Source organism: Streptomyces cellostaticus (assembly GCF_023630175.1).
Taxonomy (GTDB): domain Bacteria; phylum Actinomycetota; class Actinomycetes; order Streptomycetales; family Streptomycetaceae; genus Streptomyces; species Streptomyces cellostaticus_A.
Genome location: NZ_JALLIN010000018.1, coordinates 16,666 through 41,819, shown reverse-complemented (window position 1 = coordinate 41,819; position 25,154 = coordinate 16,666). Strand labels below are relative to the sequence as shown.

General features: G+C 74.5%; 20 protein-coding genes. 10 read left to right on the top strand and 10 right to left on the bottom strand.

Annotation, left to right across the window (positions count from 1 at the left end):
• Positions 1–478 precede the first annotated feature (478 nt).
• On the bottom strand, positions 479–1,249 hold the full coding sequence (locus MXD57_RS13755; protein ID WP_250401678.1) for a DUF72 domain-containing protein: 771 nt from the start codon (positions 1,247–1,249) through the stop codon (positions 479–481).
• Between the two features lie 85 nt (positions 1,250–1,334).
• Entirely contained in the window at positions 1,335–2,429 is a 1,095-nt protein-coding gene (locus MXD57_RS13750; RefSeq protein ID WP_250401677.1) for a DUF5925 domain-containing protein, read from the bottom strand.
• Positions 2,430–2,927: 498 nt separating this feature from the next.
• Between MXD57_RS13750 and MXD57_RS13745 the strand changes: the two genes are divergently transcribed.
• The gene (locus MXD57_RS13745) at positions 2,928–3,734 is read left to right on the top strand and encodes an SGNH/GDSL hydrolase family protein (RefSeq protein ID WP_250401676.1); all 807 of its coding nucleotides are present in this window, start codon (positions 2,928–2,930) and stop codon (positions 3,732–3,734) included.
• A 60-nt stretch (positions 3,735–3,794) separates the two neighbouring features.
• Here the strand turns inward: MXD57_RS13745 and MXD57_RS13740 are convergent, their stop codons facing one another.
• From MXD57_RS13740 to MXD57_RS13725, 4 genes are all read right to left on the bottom strand, one after another.
• Complete coding sequence (locus MXD57_RS13740) at positions 3,795–5,447, bottom strand: serine/threonine-protein kinase (protein WP_250401675.1); 1,653 nt, start codon at positions 5,445–5,447, stop codon at positions 3,795–3,797.
• 46 nt (positions 5,448–5,493) lie between these two features.
• Positions 5,494–7,134, bottom strand: a complete 1,641-nt coding sequence (locus MXD57_RS13735) for a HoxN/HupN/NixA family nickel/cobalt transporter (RefSeq protein ID WP_250401674.1) — start codon at positions 7,132–7,134, stop codon at positions 5,494–5,496.
• Positions 7,131–8,639 carry a tetratricopeptide repeat protein gene (locus MXD57_RS13730; RefSeq protein ID WP_250401673.1) on the bottom strand — a complete coding sequence of 503 codons (1,509 nt, stop codon included), beginning with the start codon at positions 8,637–8,639 and terminating at the stop codon, positions 7,131–7,133. Before MXD57_RS13730 ends, MXD57_RS13735 begins: the two co-directional genes overlap by 4 nt.
• Positions 8,640–8,732: 93 nt before the next feature.
• Complete coding sequence (locus MXD57_RS13725) at positions 8,733–10,274, bottom strand: DUF4331 domain-containing protein (protein ID WP_250401672.1); 1,542 nt, start codon at positions 10,272–10,274, stop codon at positions 8,733–8,735.
• A gap of 215 nt (positions 10,275–10,489) precedes the next feature.
• Here MXD57_RS13725 and MXD57_RS13720 point away from each other — a divergent pair, with 215 nt between their 5' ends.
• From MXD57_RS13720 to MXD57_RS13710, 3 genes are all read left to right on the top strand, one after another.
• Positions 10,490–11,032 carry a sigma-70 family RNA polymerase sigma factor gene (locus MXD57_RS13720; RefSeq protein WP_250401671.1) on the top strand — a complete coding sequence of 181 codons (543 nt, stop codon included), beginning with the start codon at positions 10,490–10,492 and terminating at the stop codon, positions 11,030–11,032.
• Positions 11,029–11,841: an anti-sigma factor gene (locus MXD57_RS13715; RefSeq protein WP_250401670.1), complete on the top strand. Its 813-nt coding sequence runs from the start codon at positions 11,029–11,031 to the stop codon at positions 11,839–11,841. The genes MXD57_RS13720 and MXD57_RS13715 overlap by 4 nt, the downstream gene beginning before the upstream one ends.
• 126 nt (positions 11,842–11,967) lie before the next feature.
• Positions 11,968–12,237: a hypothetical protein gene (locus MXD57_RS13710; protein WP_250401669.1), complete on the top strand. Its 270-nt coding sequence runs from the start codon at positions 11,968–11,970 to the stop codon at positions 12,235–12,237.
• 82 nt (positions 12,238–12,319) lie between these two features.
• Here MXD57_RS13710 and MXD57_RS13705 read toward each other — a convergent pair whose 3' ends face one another.
• From MXD57_RS13705 to hmgA, 4 genes are all read right to left on the bottom strand, one after another.
• Positions 12,320–13,516: a CaiB/BaiF CoA transferase family protein gene (locus MXD57_RS13705; protein WP_250401668.1), complete on the bottom strand. Its 1,197-nt coding sequence runs from the start codon at positions 13,514–13,516 to the stop codon at positions 12,320–12,322.
• 360 nt (positions 13,517–13,876) lie between these two features.
• The gene (locus MXD57_RS13700) at positions 13,877–15,028 is read right to left on the bottom strand and encodes a type ISP restriction/modification enzyme (RefSeq protein ID WP_250401667.1); all 1,152 of its coding nucleotides are present in this window, start codon (positions 15,026–15,028) and stop codon (positions 13,877–13,879) included.
• Positions 15,029–15,054: 26 nt separating this feature from the next.
• Complete coding sequence (locus MXD57_RS13695) at positions 15,055–15,804, bottom strand: GntR family transcriptional regulator (protein WP_250401666.1); 750 nt, start codon at positions 15,802–15,804, stop codon at positions 15,055–15,057.
• Positions 15,805–15,848: 44 nt separating this feature from the next.
• Positions 15,849–17,186 carry a homogentisate 1,2-dioxygenase gene (gene hmgA, locus MXD57_RS13690; protein ID WP_250401665.1) on the bottom strand — a complete coding sequence of 446 codons (1,338 nt, stop codon included), beginning with the start codon at positions 17,184–17,186 and terminating at the stop codon, positions 15,849–15,851.
• A 293-nt stretch (positions 17,187–17,479) separates the two neighbouring features.
• Here hmgA and MXD57_RS13685 point away from each other — a divergent pair, with 293 nt between their 5' ends.
• From MXD57_RS13685 to MXD57_RS13660, 6 genes are all read left to right on the top strand, one after another.
• Positions 17,480–18,097 (top strand): TetR/AcrR family transcriptional regulator, encoded by a 618-nt coding sequence (locus MXD57_RS13685; protein ID WP_250401664.1) that lies wholly within the window; start codon positions 17,480–17,482, stop codon positions 18,095–18,097.
• Between the two features lie 139 nt (positions 18,098–18,236).
• Positions 18,237–20,489 carry a molybdopterin oxidoreductase family protein gene (locus MXD57_RS13680; protein ID WP_250401663.1) on the top strand — a complete coding sequence of 751 codons (2,253 nt, stop codon included), beginning with the start codon at positions 18,237–18,239 and terminating at the stop codon, positions 20,487–20,489.
• A 190-nt stretch (positions 20,490–20,679) separates the two neighbouring features.
• Complete coding sequence (locus MXD57_RS13675) at positions 20,680–21,363, top strand: hypothetical protein (RefSeq protein ID WP_250401662.1); 684 nt, start codon at positions 20,680–20,682, stop codon at positions 21,361–21,363.
• The gene (locus MXD57_RS13670) at positions 21,350–22,009 is read left to right on the top strand and encodes a class F sortase (RefSeq protein WP_250401661.1); all 660 of its coding nucleotides are present in this window, start codon (positions 21,350–21,352) and stop codon (positions 22,007–22,009) included. Before MXD57_RS13675 ends, MXD57_RS13670 begins: the two co-directional genes overlap by 14 nt.
• A gap of 271 nt (positions 22,010–22,280) precedes the next feature.
• Entirely contained in the window at positions 22,281–23,621 is a 1,341-nt protein-coding gene (locus tag MXD57_RS13665) for an ABC transporter ATP-binding protein (protein ID WP_250401660.1), read from the top strand.
• Between the two features lie 138 nt (positions 23,622–23,759).
• Complete coding sequence (locus MXD57_RS13660) at positions 23,760–25,148, top strand: aldehyde dehydrogenase family protein (protein WP_250401659.1); 1,389 nt, start codon at positions 23,760–23,762, stop codon at positions 25,146–25,148.
• Positions 25,149–25,154: the final 6 nt, after the last annotated feature.

Here is a 25,154-nt window from a genome sequence, read left to right as displayed (position 1 = left end):
AGCGACTGGCTGACCATCGTCAAGCTCCCGCCCTGCACGCCCGACCTCAACCCCGTCGAAGGCGCCTGGGGCCGCCCGAAGAGATCCCTGGCCAACCTCGCACCTCGCGTGATCGACGACCCCACCCCACTCGTGAAGAACCGACTACGCGGCATCCAACGACGACCCGAGATCCGCGGCGGCTTCATCACCGAGGCCGGACTGACGCTGGAGTCCCCGTAACCCTGTCACCTCAGCCTTTCAACCTCAGCGGCAACGGCGCCGAACACCAGCGGTGTTCGACGCCGTCGCCGTGTCGCGTGCCAGGGGCGACCGAGAGCGTTACCGAGCAGCGGGTGGAAGCGGATGCGGCGGAGGCCGGCCTCGCGGAGGAGCGTGGTGAAGGTGCGGGTGGGGTTGGTAGGGGGTTGGTAGGGCCGCTCGCGCGGATCGGGCTCCTGTCGCCTGATCCGGCCCGGGCCGGGCAGAGGTTCCCGGGTCAGCGTGTACGCGCCGGTTCCGGTGTCCGGGTCACCGCCAGGCCGGCCCGGCGTGCCGTCCCCGCGAACGTCATCGCGTCACGGACCGCCGCGCCCCCGGGATCGTTGTTGAAGTACGCGTACACGTCCTCCCCCTCGGGCCAGGTCGTCGCGATCCGGTCCGCCCAGGTCTCCAGGGACCGCCTGCCGTAGCGCGGCCACGGCTGCGCGCGGCCCTCGTGGAAGCGGACGTAGCCCCAGCCGGTGGTGCGCCACAGCGGGGTGGCCGGGCGGGCCAGGACGTCCGCCCAGCACAGGGCGGCCCCCCGGGACGCCAGCACCTCGCGCACCTCGGTCGTCCACCAGGAGTCGTGCCGCGGCTCGACGGCGACCCGGGCGCCCGGCGGGAAGCAGGCCAGGCAGGCGTCCAGCAGCGGCGGGTCCGCGCGCAGGGTCGGCGGGAGCTGCAGGAGGACCGGGCCCAGCCGGTCGCCCAGGCCCGCCGCGTGGGTCATGAGCCGGTGCACGGGCTCCTCGGGCTCACGCAGGCGCTTGATGTGGGTCAGGTAGCGGCTGGCCTTGACCGCGGCCACGAAGTCCGGCGGCACCCGCGCCCGCCAGACGGCGAAGTCGTCGTACGAGGGCAGCCGGTAGAAGGCGTTGTTGATCTCCACGGTCCCGAACCGGCGTGCGTACTCCTCCAGCCACAGCCGCGCCGGAACCCCTGTCGGGTAGACGACACCCCGCCAGTCCTTGTACTGCCATCCCGAGGTGCCGACGAACACGGTCATACAGTCATGAAAGCACCCGGACCCGGCGCCCACAGGTCCGCACGGGTCCGCCGACCACAGGTCCGCCGGGGCTCCGGGCGACCGGCTACAGATACAGCCCCGCGTCCGCGTCCTCCCTCGCCCCCGGCACCGACGTCGGCGCCGTGCCCCGGCGCAGCGCGTACAGCTCGGCCAGGGTGGCGCCGTCCCGGCCGACGCCCTCCTCGGTGCCCAGCCAGCCGGCCGCCTCGGCGCGGGTCAGCGGGCCCACCTCGATGCGGGCCAGGCAGCGCCCGGGCCGCACGACGGCCGGGTGCAGCCGTTCCAGGTCCTCGTTGGTGGTGACGCCCACCAGGACGTTGCGGCCCTGGCCGAGCAGGCCGTCGGTGAGGTTGAGCAGCCGGGACAGGGCCTGCCCCGCGGTGTGCCGGGCCTCCCCCCGGATCAGCTCGTCGCAGTCCTCCAGCAGGAGCAGCCGCCAGCGCCCCTTGCCCGCCGCGTCCTCCTCGCCGATCGCGATGTCCATCAGATAGCCGACGTCGGAGAAGAGCCGCTCCGGGTCGAGCACGCAGTCCACCTGGCACCAGTCGCGCCAGGAACGGGCGAGCGTGCGCAGCGCGGAGGTCTTGCCCGTGCCGGGCGGCCCGTGCAGCAGCAGGAGGCGGCCGGCGATGTCCTGCGGGGTCGTCTTCATCAGGCGGTCCATCGCGTCCGCCACCGGCGCGGTGTAGTTGGGCCGCACCTCGTCCCAGGTGCCCGCGGAGATCTGCCGGGTGGTCCGGTGCGGGCCGCGCCGCGGGGAGACGTACCAGAAGCCCATGGCCACGTTCTCCGGCTGCGGCTCCGGCTCGTCGGCCGCGCCGTCGGTCGCCCGGTCCAGGACCGTCTTCGCCAGTTCGGCGCTGGTGGCGGTCACCGTGACGTCCGCGCCCCGGTTCCAGCGGGAGACCAGCAGGGTCCAGCCGTCGCCCTCGGCGAGGGTGGCGCTGCGGTCGTCGTCGCGGGCGGCGCGCAGCACCTGGGCGCCCTCCGGCAGCAGGGTCGCGCCGGAGCGCACCCGGTCGATGTTCACGGCGTGGGAGTACGGCTGCTCGCCCGTCGCGAAGCGGCCGAGGAACAGCGCGTCGACGACGTCGGACGGCGAGTCGGAGTCGTCGACGTGGAGCCGGATCGGCAGAGCGTCGTGTGGGTTCGCAGACATGCCGCCATGATCCGGCACCGGTGCCCCAGGCGCACGGCATTTCCACCGCTTGTCCTGGTGTCACCCCACCTCGGCCGCGAGCCCGATCCCGCCGCGACGGTGGTCCTTGACGGTGCGTCACGCGTGGTCCGCGGGCGGCCGGGCCCGTGCGGACTCCTCGGCCGGACGGCCCTGCCGGCGAGGACGGGCGGGAGCGGCCGGGGGCCCGGGCCGAGGCGGGCACCGCTGCGGCCGGGCCGGCGGAGCGCGATGAGCGGGGGGCGTGACCGGCGCGGGCCGGGGCGGTGACGGGCCGCTCCACGGGGCCGCCTGACGCCCCGTCGGCGGACGGGCCGGGGCGGGTGCGCAAGACGCCGGGCGGTGAACGTCCTGGGGTGATTGCGTCGAGAGGCGGTGAGGAGTCGTTGAGATCGAAAAAGTTCTTGGCATGGACACTTCCAGTCAACACGCGTAGTTGCTACGACAGTTGTGTCAGAGATGCTGCTAAAGGGAGGTTCCATGAGACGTTCCCGACTTACCGGATTCATGACCTCGCTCCTCCTCGCCACCGGCCTCTCCCTCACCGGGGCCGCCACGGCGCAGGCCTCCTCGACGGCCGTGTCCGGCGGCTACGTGGCGCTCGGCGACTCCTACTCCTCGGGGGTCGGATCGGGCAGTTACATCGGTTCCAGCGGCAGTTGCGACCGCAGTACCAAGGCGTACCCGTACCTGTGGAACGCCGCCCACAGCCCCTCCTCCTTCGCCTTCAACGCCTGCTCGGGCGCCAAGACGGGCGACGTGCTGGCCAACCAGCTCGGCTCGCTCAACTCCTCGACCGGACTGGTCTCCATCACCATCGGCGGCAACGACGCCGGTTTCGCCGACGTGATGACGACCTGTGTCATCTCCTCCAACAGCACCTGCCTGGCGAAGATCAACAGTGCCAAGGCGTACGTCGACTCCACGCTCCCCGGCAAACTCGACACCGTCTACGACGCGATCAGTGCCAAAGCCCCGTCCGCCCGGGTCGTCGTCATCGGCTACCCCCGCTTCTACAAGCTCGGGCAGAGCTGCCTGGGCCTCTCCGAGACCAAGCGGTCCGCGATCAACGACGCGGCCGACCACCTCAACAGCGCCGTCCAGAAGCGCGCCCTCGACCACGACTTCGTCTTCGGCGACGTACGCACCACGTTCAGCGGCCACGAGATCTGCTCCGGCAGCTCCTGGCTCCACAGCGTCAACTGGCTCGACATCGGCGAGTCGTACCACCCGACCGCGAGCGGCCAGTCCGGCGGCTACCTGCCGGTGCTCACCAACGCGGCCTGAGCCGGGTGGGTGAGACGGTCAACCGAGACTCCACCAGGGCCGGCCCGTGGGAGTGAACTCTCAGGGCGAGTCCGAAGGCGACGCGGAGGCCCCGTCCGACGGGGTCTCCGTCGCGGTCGTACAGCTCACCGAGAACGGCACCGTGTTCGACGTGGTCCGCACCGGAGCGCGTACTTCCACACCGATCTCGTTCTCCGTCGTCCCGCCGTCGGCGTACGCGGTGACGGTGACCCGCACCTGTCCGCTCCGCGTGCCGCCCGCCGGGAACGCCAGCGTCTTCCACCCCGGGTCGGAGACCGATCCGTGCGCGAGCGTCCACCGGTACTCCACCCGGGCCGGCAGCCGCCCGACGGTGAACGTCGCCGTGAACGCCGGCGCCGACGCGTCCGGCGGCGGGCAGCTCCCGACGTACTCCGTGTGCGCGCCGGCCAGGGCGACGTGCACCGACTGGGCGGGCCGGCTGCCCGCCGCGCCCTCGGACGTCGTGCCCTCGCCCGCCGCGCCACCGCTCGGCGCGGGCGACGGGGCTCCGGTGTCCGGGCGCGTGTCCGTGTCCGCGGCGGTGCCGGTGGCGCCGGAGCGCGTGCCGTCCGCCCGGCCGGCGTGCGTGCCGTCCCCCGCCCGGCCGCCGCCGTGGTCGCGGAGGGCGTACGTCAGTCCCGCCGCCGCCAGGACGACCGCGAGCAGCCCGGCGACCAGCAGCGGCCCGGCGCGCCGGCCGCGCTCCGGTCCGGCAGCCGTCGTCCCGCGCTCCGGTCCGGCAGTCGTCGTCCCGCGTTCCGGACCGTCCGCCCGAAGCGGCGTCGGCGGCGTGGGGGAGGGGCGGCCCGGCCGGGCCGCGATCGTCGGGGTGTACGACGGGGCCGACGCCCCCGCCGCCGGTGTCCCGCCGGCCGCGACGATCCGCAGGTCCCGCTCGGCCTGTTCGGCCGGCAGCCGCTCGGCGGGATCCTTGCGCAGCAGCGCCTCGATGACCGGGGCCAGCGGCCCGGCCCGGCGAGGCGGGGGCAACTCCTCGTCCACCACGGCCCGCAGGGTGCTCAGCGGGGTGTCCTGCCGGAACGGTGAACTGCCCTCGACGGCCGCGTACAGCAGCACGCCCAGCGACCACAGGTCCGACTCAGGGCCCGGGGTGCGCCCCAGCGCGCGCTCCGGTGCGAGGAACTCGGGGGAGCCGATCACCTCTCCGGTCATCGTCAGCGCGGAAGTGCCCTCGACCGTGGCGATGCCGAAGTCGGTCAGCACCACCCGGCCGTCCTCCGCCAGCAGGACGTTCGCCGGCTTCACGTCCCGGTGCAGCACCCCGGCCGCGTGCGCCGCGCGCAGCGCTCCCAGCACCTCGGCCCCGATCAGCGCCGCCCGCCGGGGCGGCAGCGGGCCCTCGTCCTCCAGCCGGTCGGCCAGCGACAGCCCGCGGACCAGTTCCATCACGATCCAGGGGCGGCCGCCCTCCAGTGCGACGTCGTACACCGTGACCACGTTGCGGTCGGCGACCCGGGCCGCCGCCCACGCCTCGCGCTCCAGGCGCGTGTACATCCGCTCGACGTCGGAGGCGGGCAGCCCCGCCGGGGCCCGAACCTCCTTGACGGCCACCTCGCGGTGCAGCACCTCGTCGCGGGCCCGCCACACGGTGCCCATGCCGCCCTCTCCGAGCGGGGCCAGCAGACGGTAGCGGCCCGCGATCACGCGTTCACCGCCCGATTCTCCGGACACGGGTGCCCCCCCACGGCATCTGACGTGATTCCTCCACAAAAGTAGCTCAGCCGACCGCGGATGCGGCCCCCTTGAGCAGCAATCCGGCGCCCAGGGCGACGACGACCAGCGCGGACGCGAGCGGCAGGGTGCGCCGGACCAGTCCGGCCACCGGGTGGGACGTCCAGCGCGGGCGCCGGTCCAGCATGCGGGCGACGCCGGAGCCCAGCCGGACCACCGCGAACCCGGCCGCCGTCAGCGTCAGCGCCAGACCGGCGCCGTACGCCACGACCAGCAGCAGTCCGAACCAGGCCTTGCCGAGTGCCGCGGCGCCGACCAGGACGACCACCGCGGACGGGCTGGGCACCAGACCTCCGGCGAAGCCGAGCAGGATCGTGCCGCGCAGGGTGGGGGCGGTGGGGTGGCTGTGGGTGTGGCCGCCGTGCGTGTGCACCGTCCCGTCGTGGTGGGAGTGCCCGTGCTCCCCATGGGGGTGCCCGTGCTCCCCGTGGGGGTGGTGATGTTGGTGTCCCTCGGGGTGATGGTGGTGTCCCCCGGGAGGGAGGTGCTGGTGCGAGTGGCCGCCGGTGCCGGCCGTCGCGCCGGATGCGCCCACCAGGACCAAGGGGCTCTCCTGCGGGCCCTGTCGAGCGTGCGGGTGCGGATGCGCGCGCACCCGGTCGCGCCAGGCCCGGCGCACCAGGCGGGTGCCCGCCGCGAGCACCAGGGCGCCGCCGGCCATGCCCAGCCAGGCGATCACCGAGGGGGTGGCCGCCGACCCGGCGGTGACGAGCAGGCCCAGGGCGACCACACCGAGGGTGTGCGTCACCGTCACCGAGGCGGCCAGGGGCAGCACGTCGCGCAGCCGGGACCGGCCCCCGCGCGCGGCCGCCGTCGCCGCCATCAGGGTCTTGCCGTGTCCCGGGGCGAGGGCGTGCAGGGCACCGAGGGCGACCGCGATGAGCAGTGCCAGCACCGCGAAGCCGAGGGTGAGGTCCTGCCGGGCCACCAGATCGCCCAGGGCACGGGTCCAGCGGTCGGCGCCCCGCGGCAGGACCGCGGCGCCCGGCGCGTCCCGCCCCTCCTCGGCGAGGGCCGGCCCGCCGGGGCGCACCCGCAGGGAGGCGGCGGTGGTGTCGGCGGGCGAGGACAGCAGGTCCGCGGGATAGGTGGTCAGCTCGTGCGAGACGGACCGCTTCGGCACGTCGGTCGCGGTGAGTGTCATCCGGTCGCCGCGGGCGGTGATCTCCCGCCAGCCGGGTCCGCCGCCGGCCGCGGCGCCGCGGAAGCCGAGGGCGACCGCCCCGCCCCGCGGCAGCGGAGCGGTGAACCGGCACTCCAGACGCAGGGTGTGCAGACCCGCCTGGCCCGGCCGCAGCCGGGCCCGGGCGCTTTCGGCGGTCAGCGCGGTGGCGCGGCCCGCGACGGTGAGCCTGCTGTCCTCGGCGGCCCCGGCGCACCGCCGCTCGGCCCACGCGTTCAGGCCCATCCGCCGTACGTCGGGCCCGGCCTGGGCCGCCGGGATCTCCGCGAGGTCCTCCACGTGGTCCACGCGGAGCTGCCCGGGCGCGGCGACCAGCCCGTCGTACCGGTTCACCGTGAAGTTGCCGAGGGGGTGCGCGCTCGCCGTGGCGGCGGGGAGCAGCGCGAGGCCGCAGGCGGCGGTCAGGACGGCCGCGGCCAGCGCGGCCGGGCGGCGGAGCGTCACTTCGCGGCCTCCAGTGCCTTACGGGCCTGTGCCGCGCCCAGCGGCGAGAAGCCGGGGTTGAGCCGCAGCGCGGCCCGCAGCGAGGCACGGCCGTCCGCGGTGTGGCCCGTGGCCAGCTCGATCACACCGCGGTGATGGAGGAAGGCGGCGTTGCGGTAGCCGGTGGCCGTGGCCCGGCGGGCCAGCGCGAGAGCCTCCTCGTCATGGCCGTTGACGTGCAGTGCCCAGGCGAGGGCGTCCGCGGTGTGCACGGTGTGCCGGCGGGCCCACTCGGCACGGGCCGCGCGCAGCGCCGCAGCCCGGTCGCCGTGGTCGGCGGCGGCCAGCGCGGTGTCCAGATCGACGTCGACACCGTTGGCCCGGGCCAGTGCGGTCCAGGTGTCCACGAGGGCGTACTGCTCCCGTGCCCGCGCCCTGTCGCCGGCCCCGCCGCGGGCCTCGTACAGCTCGCCGAGCGCGACCAGCGGCCCGGGCAGCGGGGAGCGGGCGACCACGGACCGCAGTCCCTGGATCGCCTCGTCCCGGTGCCCGCTCGCCGCCTGCGTCCGGGCCCGGCCCTCCAGCGCCGGCAGATAGGTGTCGTCGGCGGCCAGGGCCCTGGAGTAGTGGGCGAGCGCGGACGCGTACCGCCCCTGGTTCCAGGCGAGCTGGCCGAGCTGGGCGGCCACGTAGGCGACGTCGCCGGGGGAGGCGGCCGCGTCGAGGGCCTGCCGGAGGACCCGCTGGGCCCCCGCCACGTCGCCGCGCAGCTCGCGCACATAGGCGTACCGGGTGAAGACCGGTACGCCCGGCCTGCGTTCGTCGGCGGTGCGGGCGGCCCGGGACGCCTCGGCGTACCGGCCGAGCTCCACCAGGGCGTCCACCCGGGAGCACAGGGCGCGTTCGTTGTACGGGTTCTGCCGCAGTGCCCGGTCCGCTTGGGCGAGGGCACCGGTGAAGTCGTGCCGGGCCGCCGCCAGGGCGGCCCGCCCGGCCAGCGCCTGGTCGTCGCCGGGGGCCAGTTCCAGGGACCGCTCCAGCGCCTTCTCCGCCTGCGGGTACCGGGCCGGGTCGCCCTTGGTCCGCGCCTGCTCGACGTAGGCGAGACCGAGGGTGGCCCAGCCGCCGTGGTCCCGGGGCTGGGACCTCAGATGGGTCTGGAGCGCGGTGACGGCCGCGTCCAGGTTCCCGCCGCCCAGCACTCCGGGATCGACGGCGCCCGAGGCCGCCGCCGGTTCCGGCCGGCCGTCCCGCGCGGCCCCGACGGCGACCGCACCCGCGGTGAGCGCGACCGCCAGCAGCGCCGCCGGCCCCGCGAGCCGCGCGGCCCGCCACCGCCGGCCCGCGGCCCCGACCCGCCGCACGGCGGCCACCCGCTCCTCGGCGCCGGCCGCGGCCCGGCTCTCCTCCGGCGGTGTACCGGACTCGGGCCGCGGTGCGGGTCCGGTGCCGGGCGGCGGGGTGCCGGACCCGGCCGTGCGGGCCGAATGCCCGCCGGTCTCCTCGTCGTTGGTGCGCGGGGCCATGCCGTCTCCTGGGTCGCCTGGTGCCGGTCGAAAGCGGGAGGGCGCGGCCCGCCGTGGGGGAAGGGAAGCGGGCCGCGCCGGTTCGGGGGTGTGTCAGTACGCGCGCTGCATCCGGCGGCGCCACCAGGCGAGCGCGGTGCCGATCAGCAGGATGCCGGCCGCGCCCGAGGCCGCCGAGGCGGCGATCAGCACGGTGTTCCCGGAGCCGGCCGAGCCGGCCCCGGCCGGCTGCAGCGCGTCGCCGAGCTGGCTGCGCACGTCCGCGCCCTTGGTGGTGCCCTTGGCGAGCGCGCCGCGCGATCCGGCGGTGGGCTCGGCGACGTACGGGAAGTACTTCCCGAACTTCTTGTCGTTCTTGTCCACCGCGTCGCCCAGGTCGTTCTTGGCACCGACCAGTTCGCCCTCCACCACCTGGAGCGCCTCGTCGATCACGTCGTCGGTGAGCCGGCGGCCGTTCGGGAAGCCCGCGTTGTCGCCGTCCAGGACGCCCAGCCGCTTGGGATGCATGCTCGGCTTGATCGAGGTGTTCAGCCGCAACTGCTCCGAAGGCTTCACGTTGGGCGGCTGGTTGAGACCCTTGACGCCCTTGAGGAAGACGTCGACCAGGTCGTTGCGCGGCTCGGCGGGCGCCTTGATCTTGTAGATGCCCTCGATGAGCTTCGGCAGCTCGGGGTTGGTCACGTTCTTCAGGAACTGGGCGTCGTACGCGGGCTGCGACGCGTTGAACCTGTCCTTGTCCTTCTGCGGGTTGACGACCTCGTTCACCAGCGGGTTGCCGAGACGCGAGACCTGCGCGTAGTAGCCCTGCGCGTTGCGGCGCTGGGTGGTCGACCAGATGCCGACGATCGGCTGCTCGCCCGACTCGCGTATCAGGTCGTTCGGCACCTGGAGCGCGATCGTGTTGACGTTGTAGCCCTTGAGCGTGTCCCGGCCGACCTCGGTGAGGTTGCCGCCGTACAGCAGGTCGAACACCCGCAGGTCCAGGAAGAACGGGTCGTCGGCCTGGCCGGCGAAGGTGGTGGCGCCGCCCGCGGCCTTGTACACGGCCTGCGAGCGCAGCTTGCCGTAGTCCGGCATGGACGCCTTGCCCACGTTCGACGGTGCCACCGGCACGTCGTCCGCGAGCTTCGTCCGCGACATCTCGTGCCCGTGCCTCGTGCGGATCAGGTCGATGTCGTACGTCTGCGTGATGTTGAGGTCCGGGTCGTCGAGGCTGGTGACGGGACCGGTGTTGTACAGGAACGTGTCGCCGTTCTTCGTGTGCGTCCTGAAGGTGTAGCGGAACAGCAGCTCGCCCTGCGCGTCCCCGTTGTTGTCGATGTGGATGTCGTACTGCGCGTCGTCCGCGAACGTGTAGAAGTTCGGGCCGCCGGCCGGCTCCTCGAACGGGATCCAGTCGGCCACGATCGTCGTGGTGTCGGGCTTGTCCGGGCTGACGAACGCGTACAGGTCCGTGTTGTCGTACTGCGGGGTCCCCGAGATCAGCGGGGCCTCGCGGTGGGAGGAGGCGGAGGCCGCCCCGGGTTCCAGCGTGGCGACGCCGGCGGCTGCGAGCCCTCCGGCGGCCAGCGCACCACAGATGAGCGTGACCAGGCCCTTGCGACCGGTGCCGCTCCTGGAGAAGAGAGGTGTCATGCCGTCCGTCCTCGATACCGACTTGCTTTGACGGACGGGTATACGGAGCGGGATCGCCGATCGGATTGGTCGGCCGGGAAATTTCTTTTGGACCTTCCGGGACCCGCGTTTTCGACCCGCCGATGCGTATCAACCGCCGGAGGTGTGCGCTCGTGCGGATGCGTGGAGTCAGAGGCGGGGGCCGGGCCGGCTGTGGCCACGGAGGGCGAACCGGGGTGGAGGCGGACGAATTGCTGGTGCTCGTGGCGGGCGGCGACCAGCGGGCGTTCGAGGACCTCTACGCACTGGTGTCCGGACCGGTGTTCGGGCTCGTCCGGCGGGTGGTGCGCGATCCCTCGCAGTCCGAGGAGGTGGCCCAGGAGGTGCTGCTGGAACTGTGGCGCTCCGCGGGCCGGTTCGATCCCCGGCGGGGCAGTGCCCTGTCCTGGATCCTCACCCTCGCCCACCGCCGCGCCGTCGACCGGGTGCGCAGCGCCCGCGCGGCCGGCGAACGCGAGCAGCGGGAGGCGCTGCGGGCCGGGGAACCGGCCTTCGACCACGTCGCCGAGGAGGTGGAGGCCGGCCTGGAGCGCGAGTGGGTGCGCCGCTGCCTGAAGCGGCTCACGGCACTGCAACGCCAGTCGGTCACCCTGGCCTACTACGACGGCTACACCTACCGTGAGGTGGCGGAGCGGCTCTCGCTGCCGCTCGGCACGGTCAAGACCCGGATGCGCGACGGCCTCACCCGGCTGCGCGAGTGCCTGGGAGGTGCCGCGTGAGCATCCTCGGCCGCCTGCTGGGCCGCGGGGACCTGCACTCCCTCGCCGCCCCCTACGCGCTGGACGCCCTCGAACCCGGCGAACGGCGGCGCTTCGAGAAGCACTTGGCGCACTGCGACCGCTGCGCCGCCGAGACCCGGGCGCTGTCCGAGGACGCGGTACGCCTGGCCTGGTCCGCGGCCAGCCCCGCGCCCGCCGCCCTGCGCGACCGGGTGCTCGCCGCGGTCCGGACCACCCCTCAGGAGCAGTCGCCCGTCCGGGAGCGCGCCCCCCAACTGCCGCCGCACGTCTGGGGTGGCACGCCCCCACCCGCGCGCGCCCGTACGCCCCGGGCGCGCTCCCTGTTCGTCCCGTTCGCCACGGCGACCGCCGCCGCGGCCCTGGTCGTCGCGTCCCTCTTCGCCGTCCAGGCGAACCGCACCCAGGACCGGCTCGCCGCGGAGCAGGCCCGGGGACGTGAGATCGCCCACGTTCTCGCCGCTCCCGACGCCCGCGCCACCGCGAGCGAGGACGCTCGGGGCCGCGGTATCGGAGTGATCGCCTCCGTATCGGAGGGGCGGGCCGTCGTCACCCTCAGCGGATACGGCACCCCTTCCGGTGGCCGCGTGCATCAGCTCTGGCTCATGCGCCCCCATGCGCTACCGCGCTCCCTGGGCCTCCTCGCGGGCGACACGCCCCTGGTGGCCAAGGGGCTCGGCCGCTCGTCGACGTCACTCGCCGTAACCGTCGAGCCCGGCGGTGGCTCTGCTCAGCCCACTGGTCAGCCGGTTGCCCAACTCACCCTGAATGCGGTCGGATTCGGAGAGTAGTCGGCTAGGCATGGTCAACCTCCTTGTGGGGAAGGTGAATCACGTGGGCGAGATACACGGGTGCTCCACCGGGGCGATAGGGTTACCCTGCCCGGGCCGGGTGGACTCGTACGGGTGGGGAGTGACATGGAGCAGATAACAGTGCGCAGCAGGGCCAGGGTTCCTGCGATCACCTGCGGGAGCAGCGCGACCAGTTCGCGCCTCGACCGCCATCTGTCGGTGCTGGCGGGTCCCGCCATACCGCAGGGCGAGACGGCCGAGGCCACCTCACTGATGCGCGAGCTGACGACACGTGGTGCCGCGCACCAGCGCAGCGACCGGGGCCGGCGGGTCAGCCGGGTCTCCCTGTTCGCGCCGCTGCGCCGGCTGCGCCGTTCGCTGTTCGGCGGGCACTGAGCGACCCCGAGCCGAGTACCGGGCGAGGCCCAGCGGGGCGCCTGAGCGGCCCGGCGGTCGCCGAGCCTGTCCCGGTTCGCGCTCAGGCCACCACACCGTCCCCGCGCAACGCCGCGATCTCCTCGTCCGTCATCCCCACGGCACGCAGCAGGGTCCCGGTGTGCTGTCCGAGCGCGGGCACGTCGCCCATCCGTGCCTCGTCCCCGCCCGGCAGCGTGATGGGAGGCAGCAGCGCCTTCAGCGGCCCGGCCGGCGTCCCCACCCGACGCCATCGCTCCCGGGCCGCGAGCTGCGGATGCTCCGCCAGTTCGTGCAGGTCGCGCAGTCGCGCGCAGGCGATCCCGGCCTGCTCCAGCCGGGCCAGCGCCTCGTCGGCGCCGAGGGCTCCGAGCGCCCGCGCGACCAGTTCGTCGGTCCGCCCCCGGTTCGCCACCCGGGCCGCGTTGGTCGCGAAGTCCGGGTCCGTCGCCAACTCCGGCCTTCCCATGACCTGTTCGGCCAGCCGGCACCACTCCCGGTCGTTCTGCACCGAGAGCAGCACCCGTCCGCCGTCCACCGTGGGATAGGCGTCGTAGGGCGCGATCACGGCGTGCGCGAGTCCGGTGCGGACCGGCGGCTCGCCCCCGTGCATCGCGTGGTGCAGCGGATGCCCCATCCATTCCGCGAGGGCCTCCAGCATCGACACCTCCACCGGCCCGCCGCGGCCGGTGGTGCCCCGCCGGACCAGCGCGGCCAGCACGCCGGAGAAGGCGTACATGGCCGCCGCGATGTCCGCCGCCGGAATGCCCGCCTTGACCGGCTGCCCGGGCGTCCCGGTCACCGACACCAGGCCGGCCTCGCACTGCACGAGCATGTCGTACGCCCGCTTGTCCGCGTACGGCCCCGAGCCGCCGTACCCGGAGATGTCCACCGCGATCAGCCGCGGGTGCGCCGCGCACAGCGTGGCCGCGTCCAGCCCCAGCCGGGCGGCGGCTCCGTGGGCGAGGTTCTGCACGAACACGTCCGCGTCCTCGACCAGCCGCCGTACGACCGCCAGGCCGCGCGGGTCCTTCAGGTCCAGGGCGATGGACTCCTTGCCGCGGTTGCACCACACGAAGTGCGAGGCGAGACCCCCGGCGGCGGTGTCGTAGCCCCGTGCGAAGTCGCCCCCGTCGATCCGCTCCACCTTGACGACCCGGGCGCCCAGGTCGGCGAGCTGCCGGGTGGCGAAGGGCGCGGACACGGCCTGTTCGACGGCGACGACGGTGATGCCCTCCAGGGGCAGCGGCAGATGATCCATGTGCCGGATGATCTCCCCTGACCGGCGGTCCTGTCAGTACCCCGCCGCCGGGCCCCCTGCACCGGCCCGTGGACCGGCACCGCGCGCGGCGCCCACCACCGGCCGACGGGGCGCCGGCGCCGCGCCGCCCGTTCCGCGGGCGAGCGGACGCCGCGGGGCCCGCTCCTCGGGGCGGACGACGGGACTCTCGCCACGGGCCCTGAGGGCTGTCCGCCGCCCCCGGTGGGCGCACGAGGACGGCTGCGGCACCTCGCCGCGTCGGCGGATCGCCCGGATGCGCCAGTACGAGGACGGCCCTGCGCCCTGCGGTGCGCCGCGTCCGACGCCGTGTGCCCACGCGGGGGAGGGGGCGGGACGCCCTCAGAGCAGGGCGAACTGTCCGTCCGGGCCCTCCTCCCGGTGGTCCAGGACCGAGGCGGGGCGGCGGGCGGAGGCCGGGACCGGCAGCACGCCCGCGCGGCGCAGCTCGGCCGCGGTGACCGGAGAGGTGATGTCCAGGGCGGCGCGCCGCGGGCCCAGTTCCGCCAGCAGGGCCAGCACGGTGACCAGCTCCAGCAGTTCCGACGTCCACACCTGCGGCCAGGCGGCGGGACGGATCGCGGCCAGGGTGCCGGGCTCCGCCGCAGCGGTGCGGGCCGCGAACCAGGCCTCGAGCACCCGGACCCCGCCCACCTCGTGGTCCCAGGCCTGCGGCGGCACGGGGGCGACCCGGCCCCCGTCGAGGTGCAGTGCCTCCTCCTCGCGGTCGTAACGCAGGCTCAGGGGCCGTGCGGGCAGGGGCGCGCGGACGTAGGGGCGGCGGCCGCCGGGCAGTTTGGGGCGCTCGCCGTCGCGGCGCATCAGCCACAGCGCACGGCGCCCCAGCTCCACGCCGGCCGCCCAGACATCGGCGTCCCGGGTGAGCGGGACGGTGCGGTCCGGGCGGACCGTCGCCAGGATCCAGGCCAGCACGTCCATGGCCGTGGGCCGTTCCCCCAGCAGGGCGGCCAGGTGGTCCGGCAGACCGGGGGCCAGGTTCGGCTCCGTGCCGTCCGGGCGGCGGTACAGCGGCCGGACGCGGCCGGGGCGCAGCAGCGGCAGGAGCGAGGTCGCGAGCGGCGGACCGTCGTCGCCCGCCTCGACCAGGAACACCTGCCGCTCGCCCGCCACCCGCCACAGCTCCGGCCGGGCCGCGTCGAGCAGCCGGTGGTCCGGGATCAGCCACTGCTCGTCGAAGGGCGCCGCCAGCACCCGTACCGGCTCGGCGCAGGGGCCCTCGGCGCGCGCCAGCCGTTCGGTGCCGGATGACTGGCCGGGGAGCTGGCCCACCGCGGTGTGCGCGGTGCGGGAACGGGTCGGCTCGAACAGGGCCTCCCGGTCCGGGCCCCCGGCCCTGAGCAGCGCGTCCCAGCGGGCCCGCAGGGAGCCGGGGTCGGGCGCCGTCGGCCAGGCGCGGCCCGGCCGCAGCGGTGCGACGGACCACGGCATGAGGTCCGCCAGCGGCGGAGCGTCGTCGTGCGTCACGCTGGGCATCGTAGAGCCTGCCGGTGGCGGCCGGGTCAGGTGGCGTCCAGGGTCACCGTGAAGGAGAAGCGGTCACCCCGGTAGTGGATGACCGCCACGTCCAGCGCCCGGCCGGCCGCGTCATAGGTCACGCCCGTGTAGTGCAGGATCGGGCTGAGCAGCGGCACCCGGAGCAGCCGTGCCGTCTCCGGGTCGGCGAGCCGGGCCTCCACGGTGTCCGTGATGCGGCTGATGTCCGCCCCGACGGCGTCCCGCAGCACCTTCGTCATCGGCCAGCGGACCAGGTCCCGCACGTCGATGCGCGCGGCGAGTTCGGGGCGGACGTGGTTGCGGGCGTGGTTGGTCGGCTCGCCGGTCTTCTCGTCGCTGCGCAGCCGGTGGTACGTCGCCACCTCCGCCAGGTCCGGGAAGTGCTCGGCGAGTTCGCCGGTCACCGGGGTGCTGCCCTGCTCCAGCAGTTCGGTGGTCATGCCGGACTGCTGGGCGACGATCGCGTCCACCGAGCCCAGCAGCCGCACCGGGGCGCCGCGCCGCGCGTCGGGCTCGATGAACGTGCCGCGCCGCCGGTGCCGGCTGATCAGCCCCTCGTCCTCCAGTTCCTTGAGCGCCTGCCGCATGGTGAGCACGCTCACCCCGTAGTGCTCCGCGAGCTGCTCCTCGGTGGGCAGGCGCAGCGGGTCCCGCGGTGAGCGGCCGAGTATCGAGGCGCGCAGCGACTGCGACACCTGGTACCACAGCGGCAGCTTGCGGTTCAGGACGATGGAATCCGGGGCGAAGGAGGTCACGGGTCATCCGTACCTGTTCGGGATCGTTCGGTGCAACGGAGCCGTCACGATGAGCGGAAGTGACGCTCGAGACCCTGCCAGACGTCGTCGTAGCGCTGCTGGAGGTGGCCGGCCCCGGCCGCCTGCGGGGCGAGCGTCAGCGGCCAGCGGGTCTCGAACATGAACGCGAGCCCGTCGTCGACCCGCTGCGGCCTCAGTTCGGCCGCGCTCGCCCGGTCGAAGGTCTCCCGGTCCGGGCCGTGCGCCGACATCATGTTGTGCAGCGAGCCGCCGCCCGGCACGAACCCCTCGGCCTTGGCGTCGTAGGCGCCCTCGATGAGGCCCATGTACTCGCTCATCACGTTCCGGTGGAAGTACGGCGGCCGGAAGGTGTCCTCGCCCACCAGCCAGCGCGGGGCGAACACCACGAAGTCGACGCCGGCCAGGCCCGGGGTGTCCGACGGGGAGGTCAGCACCGTGAAGACGGACGGGTCGGGGTGGTCGTAGGAGATGCTCCCGATCACATTGAAGCGACGCAGGTCGTAGACGTACGGCACATGGTTGCCGTGCCAGGCGACCACATCGAGCGGGGAGTGGTCGTACACGGCGGTCCAGAGGTTGCCGCAGAACTTGTTGACCACCTCCACCGGTCCCTCCACCTCCTCGTACGCGGCGACCGGCGCCCGGAAGTCACGGGCGTTGGCCAGCCCGTTGGCGCCGATGGGCCCGAGGTCGGGAAGCTGGAACGGCGCACCGTAGTTCTCGCACACGTAGCCGCGGGCGGCCGGGCTCCGTCCGCCGTCCGGCGCCGTGTCGAGCAGTTCCACCCGGAAGCGCACCCCGCGCGGAACCAGCGCCACGTGTCCGGGCTCCACCTGGAGCCGGCCGAACTCGGTGTGCAGCAGCAGGCCGCCGCGCTCCGGCACGATCAGCAGCTCCCCGTCGGCGTCGGAGAAGACCCGCTCCATCGAGGCGTCGGCGTGGTACAGGTGCACGGCCATGCCGGTGCGCTGGGCCGCGTCGCCGTTGCCGCCCAGTGTCCACAGCCCCGCCAGGAAGTCGGTGCCGGCCGGCGGCTCGGGCAGCGGGTTCCAGCGCAGCCGGTTGGGGTCGGGCACGGTCTCGGTGAAGGGCGCCGTGCGGATCGCGCCGTTGCCGGTGCGGGTGAACGCGGGGTGCGCGGCCGACGGGCGGATGCGGTACAGCCAGGAGCGCCGGTTGTGCGCCCGGGGCTCGGTGAACGCCGAGCCGCTGAGCTGCTCGGCGTACAGGCCGAGCGGCGCGCGCTGCGGCGAGTTGCGTCCCTCGGGCAGGGCGCCGGGCACCGCCTCCGAGGCGTGTTCGTTGCCGAACCCGGTCAGGTACGACAGTCCCTCGGCGGTCTTCCGCGCGTCCCCGCTCATTGATCGCTCCCTTGCGCTCCCGATTCCTATGCAACACCGTAGGAATCGCGGGAGGTGTGCGCAAGGGGGTCTCGGGTTCTCGCGCCGGATCCGCCCCCGGAGGCGGGCGGGAAATGGACCTCCGGGGGTGCGGGGTGACGGGCCGGGTGACGCGGGCGAGTGCCGCGGCCGCGCCGTCCCGTGCCGTGCCGTGGGCGGGTGCGACGGCCCCGGTCCGGGCCGCCGATGAGTGCAACGGCCACCTTTCACCGTACCGGGGGGTGAGGTTCACCCGGCCCCGGCGGAGAGGCATCATGAAGTCCGTGCCCCACGCGACATCGCTTCGCCGCGCGCCCGTCCAGCGGCGCAGCGCGGAACGGCTGACCAGGATCCTCGACGCCTGCGCCGACCTCCTCGACGAGGTCGGCTACGACGCGCTGAGCACCCGGGCGGTGGCCGCGCGCGCCGAGGTGCCCATCGGCTCGGTCTACCGCTTCTTCGGCAACAAGCGGCAGATGGCCGACGCCCTCGCCCAGCGCAACCTGGAGCGGTACACCGAACGCGTCGGGGAGCGGCTGAAGGGCGGGCGGCGGGGGGACTGGCGGGCCGCCGTGGACGCCGTACTGGACGAGTACCTGGCCATGAAGCGCACCGCGCCCGGCTTCTCCCTCGTGGACTTCGGCAACCAGATCCCGGTCGGCAACCGGCAGTCGGAGCCCAACACCCGGGTCGCCGAACGGCTCACCGGCCTGCTCTCCGGCCACCTCGGCCGTACTCCCGGCGAGGATCTGCGCCGGGTCTTCCTGGTGGCCGTGGAGAGCGCCGACACCCTCGTGCAGCTCGCCTTCCGGGTCGATCCCGAGGGGGACGCGGCGATCATCCGGGAGACCCGTGAACTGCTGCGGGCCTACCTGGCGCGCGTCCTCGACTGACCCCCGCCCGCGGCCACGGCCGCCGCGGGGGGCTCCCCTCCATGCCTACCGGTCGGTATGCTCGCCCCCGAGCCCGCCGGAGCCCGCCCGGGCCCACCGCGGCGGGCCCGGTACCGCCGCCGATCCTCCGGGAGGACCCGTGCCCCGCACCGCCCTGCGAATCTGCCCCCTGTGCGAGGCCACCTGCGGGCTGACCCTCACCGTCGAGGGCACCCGGGTCACCGGTGCCCGCGGCGACCGCGAGGACGTCTTCAGCAAGGGCTTCATCTGCCCCAAGGGCGCCTCCTTCGGGGCCGTCGACGGCGACCCCGACCGGCTGCGCGTGCCGCTGGTCCGCGAGGACGGCGCGCTGCGCGAGGCCACCTGGGAGGAGGCCTTCGACGCGGTCGCCGCGGGTCTGCGCCCGGTCGTCGAGCGGTACGGGCCCCACGCCCTGGGAGTGGTGCTCGGCAACCCCAACGTGCACACCATGGCCGGTGCCCTCTACCCGCCGGTCCTGCTGGCCGCCCTGCGCACCCGCAGCCTCTTCACCGCCTCCACGGTCGACCAGATGCCCAAACACGTCTCCAGCGGCCTGCTCTTCGGTGACGCGAACGCCATTCCGGTCCCCGACCTCGACCGCACCGACCACCTGCTGCTGATCGGCGCCAACCCCCTGGACTCCAACGGGAGTCTGTGCACCGCCCCGGACTTCCCCGGCCGGCTCAAGGCCCTCAGGGCGCGCGGCGGGCGGCTCACCGTGGTGGACCCCCGCCGCACCCGCACCGCGAAGCTCGCCGACCGGCACCTCGCCATCCGCCCCGGCACCGACGCCCTGCTGCTCGCCGCGCTGGCCACCGTACTGTTCGAGGAGGAGCTGACCGATCTCGGCGCGCTCGCCCCGCACGTCCAGGACGTCGGCGAACTCCGTTCGGCGCTGGCCGACTTCACCCCCGAGGCGGTGGCCGCGGCCTGCGACCTCGACGCGGACCTCATCCGCACCCTCGCCCGCGAGCTCGCAGCCGCCCCCGCCGCGGCCGTCTACGCGCGCATCGGGAGCTGCACCGTCCCGCACGGCACCCTCGCGAGCTGGCTGGTCGACGTCCTCAACGTCCTCACCGGCAACCTGGACCGGCCGGGCGGCGCCCTCTTCCCGCAGGCCGCCACCGAGCGGTCCCCCCGTCCGGTGGGCCCCGGCCACGGCTTCGCCCTCGGCCGCTGGCACTCCCGGGTGCGCCATCTGCCGGAGGCCAAGGGCGAGTTGCCGCTCTCGGCCCTCGCCGAGGAGATCGACACCGCGACCGACGAGGGCGAGCCGGTCCGCGCGCTCGTCGTGGTCGCCGCCAACCCGGTGCTGTCCGCGCCCGACGGCGACCGCCTCGACAAGGCCCTGCACTCGCTGGACTTCATGGTCAGCGTCGACCCGTACCTCAACGAGACCTCCCGCCACGCCGATGTGGTGCTGCCCCCGCCGCCGCCCTCGCAGAGCCCGCACCACGACTTCGCCTTCAACGCCCTCGCGGTCCGCAACCAGGTCCGCTACAGCCGTCCCGCCGTCCCCCTCGAGGTCGGCCGCATGGCCGAGACCGAGATCCTCGCCCGGCTGGTCCTGGCCGCGACCGGCATGCACGGCGCCGACCCGGCCGCCGTGGACGCGATGGTCGTCGACCAGGCCCTCGGCAAGGCCGTCCAGGAACCCCGCTCCCCGGTGCACGGCCGCGACCCCGGGGAACTCGCCGCGCAGCTCACCGGCGAGAGCGGCCCCGAGCGGCGGCTCGACCTGATGCTGCGCCTGGGTCCCTACGGCGACGGCTTCGGCGCCCGGCCCGACGGGCTGACGCTGGCGAGGCTCCTCGACCACCCGCACGGCATCGACCTCGGTCCGCTGCGGCCGCGCCTGCCGCAGCTCCTGAAGACCGTGAGCGGCAAGGTCGAACTGCTGCCCGGGCCGATCGCCGGCGACCTGCCCCGGCTGCGTGAGGCCCTGCGTGAGCGCCCCGCCGCACTGGTCCTCGTCGGCCGCCGCCACCTGCGCTCCAACAACAGCTGGATGCACAACGTGCCCGCCCTCACCGGCGGCAGCAACCGCTGCACCCTGCAGCTCAACCCGCGGGACGCCGCACGCCTCGGCATAGCGGACGGGCGACCGGTGCGGGTCAAGGGCGCCGGGGGAGAGGTCACCGCGCCCGCCGAGGTCACCGACGCGGTCCGGCCGGGCGTGGTGAGCCTGCCGCACGGCTGGGGCCACGACCGCCCCGGCGTCCGGCTGAGCCACGCCGGCACCGACCCGGGCGTCAACGTCAACCAGCTCCTCGACGGCAGCCTGCTCGACCCGCTCTCCGGCAACGCGGTCCTCAACGGCGTGCCGGTCGAGCTGGCGCCCGTGCCCGAGGGGCTCACGACCTCGGCCTGAGCAGGGGCGCAGCGCGGTCCGCGGAGGCCGGTTCGGCACCGGGGGCGGACCGGGGGAAGGCCGGCGTTGCGCCGCACGAGCGATATCTGACGGCGCGTCCGGCGTTGGTGCCGCACACCGTGGAGCGCATGCGTGAGAGTCCAGACGAAGAGCGATTTGTATGAAAATCGTCTAACTCGGAGGAGCTTGCATGCCCACCCTGACACTTCCACGGACCTTCTCCCGCGCGGGTGCCACCGTCGTCCTCACCGCCCTCGCCGCGGCGGGCGCGTCATGGGTGGCGGCGCCGGCCGCGACGGCGGTGGGGGAGAACGGCGACATCAGGATCCACAACGCGCGCTCCACCAACCCGCCGTCGTTCATCGGCTCGGCGAAGGACGACCCGGTGGTCTGCAAGTTCTTCCTCGAGGCCGTCAACTTCGACTCGCTGCCCGCCATCTCCTACACCATCACCCCCCAGCCCCCGCTGCCCACCGCCGCCACCGTCACGGGCAGCATCCAGCTCGCCGGCGGCGCGGGCCACACCGACCCGCTGGGACTCGCGGACGGGCAGTACAAGGTCAGCTGGACCGTGGGGACGCCCCCGGCCCTGAAGGAGAAGGTCTTCCGCGTCAACTGCCGTGACGGCCGGGCGGAGGGGCAGCCGGGTCCGGGCGGCCAGATCGAGGACCACCGGCAGAGCGACTCGGCCTGGAGCTCGGGCGGCGGCCGCAGCGACGGCCCCAAGGGCGGTGTGCACGCGGGCGGCGGCGGCCTCGTCGACATGACGGGCGCCTTCTCGCCGGTGGCGGCCGCCGCGGCCGTCGGACTGGTCGCCGTCAGCGGCGCGGTGTACATCCGGCTGATCCGCCGGCGGCCCCATGGTGCCGCGTAGGCGCCGACCCAGGCCGTGGCACCGGACCCGCGCCTACCGCCTCGCCAGGACGGCCCTGCTCGCGGGCGTCCTGGTGACGGTGGGGGTCCGGTGCGGCGGACCGGACGGACCGGCCACCGCGGACGGCCGGTCCGGCGGCGGACGGCAGGGGGAGCCGGCGGACCACGCACCCCCGCCCCGGCCCCTGTCCACCCGGTCCCGGCCGACGGACTTCCGTATCCCGTCCCTCGGGATCGACGCCCCGGTCATGGGTCTGCGACTCGACCGTGAACAGCAGTTGTCGACACCGCCGCTGGACCGCCCGAAGGAGGTCGGCTGGTACCAGGACGGTCCCACGCCGGGGGAGACCGGCACCGCGGTCGCCGTCGGCCACCGCGACACCCGGACCGGCGCCGCCGTCTTCGCGGCCCTGGCCCAGGTCCAGCCCGGCAAACCGATCGAGGTCAGGCGCGCGGACGGCCGCACCGCCGTCTACAGCGTCGACCGGGTGAAGGTGTACGACAAGGCCGGCTTCCCCGACAAGGAGGTCTACGGCCCCTCCCGGCGTCCGGAGCTGCGCGTGCTCACCTGCGGCGGCCTGTACAGCCGGCGCACCGGCTACACGAGCAACGTGGTGGTCTTCGCGCACCTCACCGCGACCGGCTGACACTGCGCGCCCACGGCCCCCTTCAGCGGCCCCGCGGGCCGAACGCGTCCTTCCGTTTCGGGCCCCGCCTGGGGCTCGGCAGCGGACATCGTCACCACTCTTCCCCGGCCGGGCGCATTCCGTTAGCTTCCGTGACTCGTGGGGCCCGTCGTCCCCTTCCCGCCGGCCGCGCGGCGGGAACGCGACGGCATGCCCCTGGGCCCCGTACGTCCGCACGGGGCCCCGGACCACGGAGCAGCGGCGCTCCGCACAGCGCCCGGGGGCAGCACGCATGACACGCGCCATCTCTCTGCACGACGTGAGCAAGTCCTACGCCCGGGGCCCCCGCGTGGTCGACCGGGTCTCGCTGGACATCGCACCCGGCGAGTTCCTCGTCCTGCTCGGCCCCTCCGGCTGCGGCAAGTCCACCGTGCTCCGCATGATCGCCGGACTCGAGGAGATCGACGACGGCGCCCTGTTCCTCGACGGTGAGCACGCCAACGACTGGCTGCCGGCCGACCGGGACATCGCCATGGTCTTCCAGAACTTCGCCCTCTATCCGAGCATGTCCAGCCGCGACAACATCGGCTTCCCGCTGCGCATCGAGGCCCCCGCCGCGGATCCCGCCCCGCGCGTGGACGCGACGGCCCGCCTGCTCGGCATCGAGGACCTGCTCGACCGGTTCCCCGGCCAGCTCTCCGGCGGCGAACGCCAGCGGGTCGCCATGGGCCGGGCCATCGCCCGGCACCCCTCCGCCTTCCTGATGGACGAGCCGCTGTCCAACCTCGACGCCAAGCTCCGCAACCACCTGCGGGCCGAGATAGCCCAGCTCACCCGCGAGCTGGGCGTCACCACGGTCTACGTCACGCACGACCAGTCCGAGGCCATGTCCCTCGGCGACCGGGTCGCCGTGCTGCGCGGCGGGGTACTCCAGCAGGTCGGCACCCCGCGCGAGGTCTACGCGCTGCCCCGCAACGTCTTCGTCGCCGCCTTCGTCGGCACCCCGCGCATCAACCTGCTGCGCGGCCTGGTCCGCGCCCCGCTCGACGGCGCCATGACCGTCAGCCTCGGCAAGCAGTACCTGCGCCTGCCCGAACCCCTCTCCCTCGACCACCAGTTGCTCCGGGTCCAGCAGGGCCGCGAGGTCATCGTCGGGCTGCGCTCCGAGGCGGTGCGCATCGCCAGGCACAGCGCCGCCCGGCCCGGTGAGGTGCCGCTGACCGGACTGGTGGAGCACATGGAGTTCCAGGGGCACGAGACCCTCGTGCACTTCGACACCGGCTCGCGCCCCGCCGTGGTGCCCGAGCTGGAGGCCCCGCGCCCGGCCGCCCGGGCCGCCCGCCGGCGCCGACGGGAGGGCGCGGGCGTGCTGGACCGGCTGCGGGAGCGGGCCGGGTCACTGCGGGCCGGTCCCGTGGCGGTGCTGGAGCAGCCGCAGGAGACCGTGCCCGAGCCCGCGCCGCCGGAGGGCCGGCTCCCCGGCGACCTGGTGGTCCGCACCACCCCCGACATCCGGCTGCGGCACGGCATGCAGGTGCCCCTGCTCGTCGACCTCGCCCACCTGTTCGTCTTCGACCAGCACGGCGACCGCATCTGCCCGTCCCCGGCCCGGCTGCCCGACCTGGAGGAGTGAGCCGCCGCGGATCCGGCGACGACGTCCCGGTGGGCCAGGGCGCCGGGGAACCGCCGGCGCCCGGACGAGTCTGGCGCGCGAAAACTATCGCCGCTAGTTTGTGTGCCGGACGACGGAGACCCGCCGGGAGGAAGCAGCATGAAGGCACACGACGGCCTGTACATCGACGGCGCCTGGCGCCCCGCCGCCGGCCGGGACGTGATCGAGGTGGTGAACCCGGCCGACGAACAGGTCGTCGGCCGGGTCCCGGCCGGTGACGCGCTGGACGTCGACACCGCCGTACGCGCCGCCCGCGCGGCCCTCGCGGCCTGGGCGGCCACACCCCCCACCGAACGCGCCGCACGCCTGACCGCCCTGCGCGACGTCCTCGTCGCCCGCAAGGACGAGATCGCCGAGACGGTCACCGCCGAGCTGGGATCGCCGCTGCCGTTCTCGCGGGCCGTGCACGCGAGCGTGCCGATCGCGGTCGCGGGCTCCTACGCCGAACTGGCCGCGACCCACTCCTTCGAGGAGCGGGTCGGCAACTCCACCGTGCTGCACGAGCCGGTCGGTGTGGTCGGCGCGATCACCCCCTGGAACTACCCGCTGCACCAGATCGTCGCCAAGGCCGCCCCCGCGCTGGCCGCCGGCTGCACCGTCGTCCTCAAGCCCGCCGAGGACACTCCGCTCACCGCCCAGCTCTTCGCCGAGGCCGTCCACGAGGCCGGAGTCCCGGCCGGTGTCCTCAACCTCGTCACCGGTCTCGGCCCGGTCGCCGGGCGGGCCCTCGCCGAGCACCCGGACGTCGACCTGGTGTCCTTCACCGGTTCCACGGCGGTCGGCCGGCTCGTCGGCGCGGCGGCCGGCGCCGCCGTCAAGAAGGTGGCACTGGAACTGGGCGGCAAGTCCGCCAACGTCATCCTGCCGAGCGCGGACCTCGCCAGGGCCGTGGCCGTGGGCGTCGCCAACGTGATGTCCAACTCCGGCCAGACGTGCAGTGCCTGGACCCGGATGCTGGTCCACCGCGACCGGTACGACGAGGCGGTCGAACTGGCCGCGGCCGCCGCCGCCGGGTACGGCGACCGCATCGGCCCGGTCGTCAACGCCAAGCAGCGCGACCGCGTGCTCGGTTATGTCGAGAAGGGCGTCGCGGAGGGTGCCCGCCTGGTCGCGGGCGGCACCGAACCGCCGTGCGAGCGGGGGTACTTCGTCAGCCCGACGGTCCTCGCCGACGTCACCCCGGAGATGACCGTCGCCCAGGAGGAGATCTTCGGCCCGGTCCTGACCGTCCTGCGCTACGAGGACGAGGAGGACGCCCTGCGCATCGCCAACGGTACGGTGTACGGGCTCGCGGGCGCCGTCTGGGCGGGGGAGGAGTCCGAGGCGGTGGCCTTCGCCCGCCGTATGGACACCGGCCAGGTCGACATCAACGGCGGCCGGTTCAACCCGCTCGCCCCGTTCGGCGGCTACAAGCAGTCCGGCATCGGCCGGGAACTCGGCAGCCACGGGCTGGCCGAGTACCTCCAGACCAAGTCCCTGCAGTTCTGAGGAGTC